Genomic DNA, 8062 nt, shown 5'->3' with positions numbered 1-8062 from the left:
TCACCGGCTCGGACTCGGGCATCGGCGCGGCCACCGCCCTCGCCTTCGCCGCCGCCGGGATCGACGTCGCCATCACCTACAACAGCGACAAGGACGGCGCCGAAGAGGTTGCCGCCGCCGTCCGCGCCCGCGGGGCCCGCGCGGTCGTGGCGCAGTTCGACGCGACCGACTTCGACGCGATCCCCGACGCCGTGAACGCCCTGGCCGACGAGCTCGGCGGCCTCGATGTCTTCGTCAACAACGCCGGCGGCGGGATCGGGGGCAGCTTCCTCGACCTCGACATGAAGACGTGGCGCACCGACATCGCGCTGAACCTCGACGGCGCGTTCCTCGCCCTGCACACCGCGGCCCGCCGCATGGTGAAGGCCGGCAACGGCGGCCGCCTCATCGCCGTGTCGAGCGTGCACGAGCATCAGCCGCGCGTCGGCTCCGCGCCGTACGTCGCGGCGAAGCACGGCCTCGGCGGGCTCATCAAGACGATGGCGCTCGAACTCGGCCAGTACGGCATCACCGCGAACGCGGTCGCCCCGGGCGAGATCGCCACGCCCATCAACGACATGGATGCCGAGGATGCCGACCGCATCCACCGCCCCGGCATCCCGCTCGGTCGCCCCGGCAAGCCGGACGAGGTCGCCGATGTCATCCGTTTCCTGGCCTCGACCTCGGGCTCGTACGTCACGGGCGCGAGCTGGGTCGTCGACGGCGGGATGCTGCAGATGGGGCCGCAGGCCGGGTCTCACATGGAGTCGGACGCGTGGCGTTCGGCGGGAGAGGAATGAGCGCGATGAGCGACGAGAAGAGCTTCGAAGAGAACCGTCACGACCAGTTGACGAGCGCCCCGAAGGCGACGGAAGAGGATGCCGCTCCCCGCTTCGACGTCACGAAGCGCGACGGCGTGACCCGCATCGACGTCCGCGACGACGCAGCGGTGCGCCCCGGCCCGGGGCAGGGAGACCCCGCGGCGGAAGAGGACACCCCCGTCTCGGACGACTGACTCAGTCGCGGAGCGGAATGGCGGTGGTCGACGCCACCCATCCGCGCGCTCGAGCGTTGTGCGCAATGGCATCCCGAACTCGGGCAATCGTCGGGACGTTTCCCAGAACGTGGGTCGCGTCCGCGGCGGCGTGATCGAATGCCGACACGATGCCGCGCAGGATCTCGCGCGCTCGCAGGAGCGCCTCGTCGGGGTCGAGTCCCAGTCGTCGGCCGGCCACCTGGAGAGCGTTCTCACCGACGCGGTCGATCACGTACTCGCCGTCGAGCGACATCGCCAGTTTCATCGGCTGTCCCTCCGGCGTGGGATAGGGGGCGTGCGTGCCGAGGTCGTAGAGGGGGGCAAGGGTCGCGCGCGAGCCGTCCAGGAGGAGCGAGTAGTTCTTCGCATGCGCATCGGTGCCGACGGCCGCGAGATTGAAGGCGAGAGCATCGAAGAACCTTCGACCGTTGTCCTGACGGTCGCTTCCGTTCGGGAGACCACGGAACAGATCCGCGATCTTGCCGACTCCGGGGCCGCCGTCGCTCTGGTACTTCTTGTCGGGCTCGACGACCAGCGCTTGACACAGATCTTCTTGGTGCAATCGAGCCCAACGCTCGCCCGTGAAGGCCCGATCGTATCGGCGGGAGATGAAGACGTTGTCGCCCGCGAGCGTGGTGGCCATCTCGCTCTCTGCGACGTCGAGGCCCAGGTGGCGCGCCGCCGCCATCGTCATGTACTCCACGATGTGGTGTTCGGAGTACGGAGGCACAGCGGGCTTGATGATGTGCGTCGTCGGGGTCGAGTCCAGAGGTGTGGCCCACAGCCCTTCAGCCGTGCGGAACAGCGCGGTCTTCGGCTGTGCGCCGGGCAGCGACCATCGCCCCGCTCGCCGCACCCCCCACGTGGCGGCGTGGGCGATCAGGTCCTGGACCAGGGCGGCGAAGTCCTCATCGGAGTGCTCCTGCCACCGACCCGTGCGGGTGGCTGCGTCATCGCTGTCTTCACCGTCCGGCAGAAGCTGCACAGCGCCGGCAGCGTCGCGACCGATGTGCGACAGGAGAGCGAAAGGGTTGTTCTCGGACACGTGATACTCGCTCGCGAGTTCCTTGAGACGGCCGGCGCTGTCCGGCAGCAACCCTCTCAGGTAGGCACGAGCGGGGGCGTTCTTGTGCACCTGTCGAGCGAGAGGCATCGACAGGGACATCGGCGTGGCGGCTCGCGAGCGCCGGTACTGGTCGTCGTACTCGAAGCCGAGCGCGCCCACGCGAGATTGCGTGAAGGCGCCCACACGGACCCCGTCGAGGTACGCGTGCAGTTCATTCATCATCGTGCACCTCGAGAGTCAGCCCGAGCGCCTCGAGCACCCAGAACACCCGGTGCAGAGTGACCGAGGGCTTCCCCCTCTCGAAGCGCGCGAGCCAGTCGCGTGTCACGCCCGCGTTCGTGGCGAGCTGCTCCTGCGACAACCCTCGTTGCTCGCGGCGCTCCGCGACGAGGGCGCCGAGGTCGGCGGAACGTGCAACCCGCATGGCCACCTCCGAGCATCTGTGGGTTTTATCCCACACTACGTTGTGTGGGATAAAACCCACAAGGTTCTCTGTGGGATAAAACGCACATGTCCCATCATGGGGAAGATCCCACAAGAATGAGCCCGCTCACCGCGCGACCAAGAGGTACCCGCGCCGGTCGACGCCGCCGATGCGGAGACCGGATGCCAGCTCCCCCCGCAGCTCCTCGCGCACCCGCAGCCGCCACTCGGCGGCCGCCGCCGGGTCGGTGCGGCGGAGCGCCTCGATGTCGGCGGGGAGCGCGACGATCGCGCGCACCGCATCGTCGGTCGGCGTCAAGGCCGGGGGCTCGGCGAGCGCCCAATCGATCATCAGCCGGTCGGACTGGTCGCCGCGGTTGACCTCGTCGGGCATCTCTCCGTACTGGTTCACGAGGTACTCGGTGGCGCTGGCCCCGAGGACGGCGAGATTGAAGTGCGCGTTGCGGCGGATGAGCGGGTCGAACGTCCACGTGATGTGGCCGATCCCCCGCTCCAGCGCCCACTCGCGCTGGTGCGCCTTGAGTCGACGGCCTATCCCGCGACCCTGGTGCCCCGGAAGGATGCCGGTGATGTGCGAGTGCATCGTGCGCTCCGCGGGCGGCCCGAAGAACGCCGCGGAGGCCCCGATCATCCGGTCGCCGTCGTAGATGCCGACGACGTAGTTGCCCGAGTGTTCGAGCGCCCGCAGGATGTTCGCCGGCATCGTCGCCCGGTCACCAATCCACACGTCGTCGAACAGCTGCGCCCCGGCGAGGATCGCCTCGAGGGTGTCGAGCGGGCGGATGTCGATGCCGGTCGTGCTCATGCTCCGAGTCTGGCACCCGCGGCATCCGCGCACCGCGGGAAGCGGCCGGCCGACGACGAGACGCGTCCGCTCAGCGCGGGTGCGTTCCCGCCACGTGACGGATGGTGCGGCCGCGCTCGACGACGATCGCGATCCCGCCGACCAGCCACAGCGGCAGCTGAGTGAGGAACGCCAGGCGGAAGGCATCCAGGGAGTACGTGTCGGGACTGCCCGCGCCCTGCACGTCCATCGCGATACCGATGAACAGGATCGCCAGCAGGGCCGCGAGGAACCCGCCGCCGTTCACGATGCCCGTGGCCGTGCTGAGGCGGTGGCTGGGGGTGAACGTCCGGGCGTGGTCGAACGCGATCATCGACGCGGGGCCGCCGGTCGAGAGCGCGAACATCAGCACGATCAGCAGCCACACCGGCGCCGGGCCGGGCCATGCCGCGACGACGATCCACGCCACCGCCTGGAACACCACCGTCGGGAGCACCAGCCACCGCGAGCGGCGACCCGGATGCCGACTCGACAGCGCCCCGATCACCGGACCGCTGACGATGCCGAAGAGCACGAACAGGGTCATCAGCCCCGAGGCCGTGGCCGCATCCAGCCCCTCACCCGCGGTGAGGAACGGGAAGCCCCACAGCAGCATGAACGCGGTGCCCGCGAACGGGGTGGTGAAGTGCGACCAGAAGCCGAGACGCGTGCCGGGGTGCGACCACGACTCGCGGAACCCCTGCCGCAGGTCGGCGGAGGACTTCACGACCCGGATCGCACCGGTCTGCGTGTCGACCGACGTGTCGACGGGATCGTCGCGCCGCTCGGGCGGACGGTTGCGGATGATCGCGTAGGTCAGAACCGCGAAGAGCACGGCGAGACCCGCGACGCTGCCGAACGCGACGCTCCAGCTCGTGGCGTGCAGGAGGGCGGCGAGCGGCACGACGGCGACGATCTGACCGAGCTGGCCGATGATCCCGGTCAGCTGCACGAGCACGGGCGCCCGTTGCGCCGGGAACCACGTCGCGATCACGCGCAGCACGCTCGGGAAGATCATGGCGTCACCCGCGCCGATGAGCACGCGGGCCAGGATGCCGATCCCCACCGCATCCGCGAACGCCATGACCAACTGGCCCGCGGCCATCAACACCATGCCGAGGGCGATCATCGGGCGCGCGCCGTAGCGGTCGAGGAGCAGCCCCACCGGGATCTGCATCGCGCCGTAGACGGCGAGCTGGATGACGGCGAACATCGACAGCGCCGAGGCATCGGCGTGGAAGCGCACGGCGGCATCGACGCCGACGGCCGACAGCGACGTGCGGTTCACGATCGACACGACGTAGGCGAGCACCCCGACCGCCCACAGCGTCCACGTCCGCCACCCGGGGCGGTCGAGGGTGCTGATCACGGGGTGTCCTGAACGACGAGGGGGATGGATGCCACGGAGGGCGGCATCCACAAGGCTATCCCCGGGCTCCGACACGGCGGGTCGGCGGGGTCCGTCCGGGCGGGACGGTGGGTCCGACAGGGCGGTTCGGTGGCCCCGTGGCGCCGCGGTCGACCCCGGGACCACGGACGGTGCCCCGATCCCGGACGCCGCTCGCCTCAGGCGTCGCCGAGCGCGTCGGACATGTCGGCGCGGACCGCGGCCAGGTATTGCGTGAGCGGGGTGCCGGTGTCGTCGGCCAGCCACCGCTCGAGCGCGATCTGCAGCAGCTCCACCGCCACACCCGCGACCACGCGCGCGGTGAAGGGATCGACGCCGCGGGCGACGTACCCCTCACGCAGCGCATCGCGGAGGTCGACCTGCTTCTGCAGGTCGCGCTCTCGGAGGGACGGCTCGGACCGGATGAAACGCCGCGCGGCCTCCATCTGCGCGCGCCGGGGTTCGAACCGTTCCCCGGCGAGCATGTGGAACCCCCGCCACGCGATCGAGAACGGGGACGCCCCCGCGGGCGCGGCGGCGACGATCGCGCCGGCGAGCGCGGGAATCTCGTCGTCACCGAAGAAGACCTCGCGCTTGTCGCTGAAGTGGCGGAAGAACGTGCGCCGGGTCACGCCCGCGCGCTCGACGATGTCGGGCACCGTGGTGGCGTCGAATCCGCGTTCCGCGAAGAGCTCCAGCGCCGCGGCACGGAGCCGCTCCCGCGTGTCCGGTGCCCACCTCGCCATGACGACAATCCTAGGTGATGACTCGCAGTGTCATCATCTGCGGTACCGTGAAGACACCAAGTGTCATCACGACCGAGAGGCATCCATGCCCGTCCAGACCGCCGCCGTGCTCCCCACCCCGCGCGCACAGCTCGAGGTGATCACCGCGGACATTCCGCAACCCGCAACCGAGGAGATCGTCGTGCGCGTCCGCGCCGTCGCGATCAACCCCGTCGACTGGGTCGTCCAGGGCACCAGCCGCGTCACTTATCGGTGGCTGCGGACCCCCGCGGTCCTCGGATCGGACGTGGCTGGGGAAGTCGTCGCGGTGGGGTCCGGCGTCACACGGTTCCGCGTCGGACAGCGCGTGTTCGGTCTCGCGACCGGGACCGACCGCAGGCGCGATCCGCTGCGCGAAGGCGCGTTCCAGGAGTACACCGTCTTGCTCGAACGGCTCGCCGCGCCGACGCCCGACGCACTATCCGACGAGGAGGCCGCGGTCTTTCCCCTCGGCGTATCTACCGCCGCCTGCGCGCTCTTCCAGCCCGGCCACCTCGGACTCCGGATGCCGATCGACGGCACGCCCAGGGGGGACGGGGGCGTGGTTGTGGTGTGGGGCGGATCGACCAGCGTCGGAATGAACGCGATCCAACTGGCGCGCGCCGCCGGGTACAACGTCGTCAGCACCGCTTCACCGCGCAACGCGGCGCTCGTACAGTCGCTCGGCGCCGACGCGGTCGTCGACTACGGCTCCGCGAACGCCGTCGGCGATCTCGTCGCCGCGATCGGGGATCGCCCCGTGAGAGGAGCCGTCGCACTGGGCGCGGGGTCGACCGACGCGTGCATCGACGTCCTGCGCCGTACCGGTGCCACGCGGCTGGCCATGGCGAGCACGCCCGTGTCGCTGGCCGACCTGGTCGGGCGACGACGACTGTTTCCCGCGATGCTCCCGGTCTTCGGCCGCATCGGGCTGGCCACGGCCCGATCGACCCTTCGCGCCCGGCGCGCCGGCATCCACGCGGGTTTCGTGTGGGGCAGCAGCCTCCGCGACGACGAGGTCGGACCGGCGCTGTGGGGCGGAGTCATCCCGCGCGCGCTCGCCGACGGGAGCCTCCGGCCGATGCCCGAGCCGCTCGTCGTGGGTGAGGGCCTCGCCGACATCCAGGGCGCCCTCGACCGTCAGCGCGCGGGAGTCTCGGCATCCAAGCTCGTCGTCCGGCTATAGGCCTCGGTCGGGCGCCGTGTGGGACCGAGGTCCCGGGGCGCTGCGCGTGGCACCGGGGCCGGGCGCATCCGGGCACGGAACCTGGCCGCGCGTGGGCCCGGGGCGCCAGGCGTGACCCCGGGGCCACGTCCGGCGCCCCGACTCGGCCCGCGCGCGTGTCCGACGGGGCCTCCCGCGCACGGCAGAATGGTGCGATGGTCTCCGCGAGTCCCCATCTGCAGCCCGATCACGCCTGCCTCATCGTCCACGGCAGCGACACCCCCGGCATCATCGCCGCGGTCTCGGCTCTCATCGCCCGTCAGGGCGGCAACATCGTGGCGTTCGACCAGTACTCCGACGGCACGCGCGGCGGGGCGTACTTCCAACGGGTCGTGTTCCACCGCCCCGACCTCGCGGCATCCCTGCCCGAGATCCAGGCCGATCTGCATCGCACGCTCCGCGACGGCTTCGAACTCGAGTGGAAGCTGACCGACCTGGCCACCCCCAAGCGCATGGCGATCCTGGCCTCCAAGCAGGACCACTGCCTGCTCGACCTGCTGTGGCGTCATCGCCGCGGCGATCTGCCGGTGAGCATCCCGATGGTCGTGTCCAACCACACCACCTCAGCCGAGGACGTCCGCTCCTTCGGCGTCCCGTTCTTCCACGTCCCCTCCACGCCCGGCCCCGACAAGTCGGCATCCGAGGCCCGCATCCTCGAGCTGCTGGTCGGCAACGTCGACTTCATCGTGCTCGCGCGCTACATGCAGATCCTCTCCCCCGACTTCCTCGACAAGATCGGGGTGCCGGTGATCAACATCCACCACTCGTTCCTGCCGGCCTTCATCGGCGCCGAGCCGTACAAGAAGGCGAAGGAGCGCGGCGTGAAGCTCATCGGCGCGACCTCGCACTACGTCACGAGCGACCTCGACGAGGGTCCGATCATCGAGCAGGACACGATCCGCGTCACGCACGCCGATTCGGCCGCCGAGCTCGCGCGCCGCGGCGCCGACGTCGAGCGCCAGGTGCTCTCGCGCGCGGTGCTCTGGCACGCCGAGGACCGCATCATCCGCCACGGCAACCACACGATCGTCTTCACGTCGTAGCGCGGTAGCGCGGTCGCGCGGTCGCGGTCGCGCGGTCGCGGTAGCGCGGCATCCGGTCGCGGTAGCGCGGAATGCTAGCGCGGTAGCGCGGTCGCGGTAGCGCGGCACCCGGTCGCGGTAGCGCGGCACCCGGTCGCGGTAACGCGGCACCCGGTCGCGGTAACGCGGCATCCGGTCGCGGTAGCGCCGCATCCGGTCGCCGCTGTGTGGCTCCGGACCACCGAGACTGCACCTGCCTGACAAACCCACTGCAGCCTGCAGTGGAGATGTCAGTCGGATGCAGTCTCGGCGAAAC

General features: G+C 70.5%; 9 protein-coding genes. 4 read left to right on the top strand and 5 right to left on the bottom strand.

The window, feature by feature from the left end; all coding sequences use genetic code 11:
* Together LQV45_RS13240 and LQV45_RS13235 are read left to right on the top strand one after the other, a co-directional pair.
* Positions 1-779 (top strand): SDR family oxidoreductase (locus LQV45_RS13240; RefSeq protein WP_230007431.1); only part of this gene is annotated, 779 nt, incomplete at its 5' end.
* Between the two features lie 5 nt (positions 780-784).
* Positions 785-994 (top strand): multidrug transporter, encoded by a 210-nt coding sequence (locus LQV45_RS13235; RefSeq protein ID WP_230007430.1) that lies wholly within the window; start codon positions 785-787, stop codon positions 992-994.
* A gap of 1 nt (position 995) precedes the next feature.
* On the opposite strand, the gene LQV45_RS13230 is transcribed toward LQV45_RS13235, so the two are convergent.
* The 5 genes from LQV45_RS13230 to LQV45_RS13210 form a co-directional block, all read right to left on the bottom strand.
* Positions 996-2303 carry a HipA domain-containing protein gene (locus LQV45_RS13230; protein ID WP_230007429.1) on the bottom strand — a complete coding sequence of 436 codons (1308 nt, stop codon included), beginning with the start codon at positions 2301-2303 and terminating at the stop codon, positions 996-998.
* Positions 2293-2505: a helix-turn-helix domain-containing protein gene (locus LQV45_RS13225; protein WP_230007428.1), complete on the bottom strand. Its 213-nt coding sequence runs from the start codon at positions 2503-2505 to the stop codon at positions 2293-2295. The genes LQV45_RS13230 and LQV45_RS13225 overlap by 11 nt, the downstream gene beginning before the upstream one ends.
* Before the next feature lie 126 nt (positions 2506-2631).
* Positions 2632-3330 (bottom strand): GNAT family N-acetyltransferase, encoded by a 699-nt coding sequence (locus LQV45_RS13220; RefSeq protein ID WP_230007427.1) that lies wholly within the window; start codon positions 3328-3330, stop codon positions 2632-2634.
* A 70-nt stretch (positions 3331-3400) separates the two neighbouring features.
* Entirely contained in the window at positions 3401-4717 is a 1317-nt protein-coding gene (locus LQV45_RS13215; RefSeq protein ID WP_230007426.1) for a nitrate/nitrite transporter, read from the bottom strand.
* 197 nt (positions 4718-4914) lie between these two features.
* Positions 4915-5481 carry a TetR family transcriptional regulator gene (locus tag LQV45_RS13210; RefSeq protein WP_230007425.1) on the bottom strand — a complete coding sequence of 189 codons (567 nt, stop codon included), beginning with the start codon at positions 5479-5481 and terminating at the stop codon, positions 4915-4917.
* An 85-nt stretch (positions 5482-5566) separates the two neighbouring features.
* Between LQV45_RS13210 and LQV45_RS13205 the strand changes: the two genes are divergently transcribed.
* Positions 5567-6685: a zinc-binding alcohol dehydrogenase family protein gene (locus LQV45_RS13205; RefSeq protein ID WP_230007424.1), complete on the top strand. Its 1119-nt coding sequence runs from the start codon at positions 5567-5569 to the stop codon at positions 6683-6685.
* 194 nt (positions 6686-6879) lie between these two features.
* Positions 6880-7767 carry a formyltetrahydrofolate deformylase gene (gene purU / locus LQV45_RS13200; protein ID WP_138178132.1) on the top strand — a complete coding sequence of 296 codons (888 nt, stop codon included), beginning with the start codon at positions 6880-6882 and terminating at the stop codon, positions 7765-7767.
* The last annotated feature ends 295 nt before the right edge of the window (positions 7768-8062 follow it).

Source organism: Microbacterium sp. Bi128 (assembly GCF_918698205.1).
This window is presented reverse-complemented; position numbering and strand designations above follow the sequence as displayed.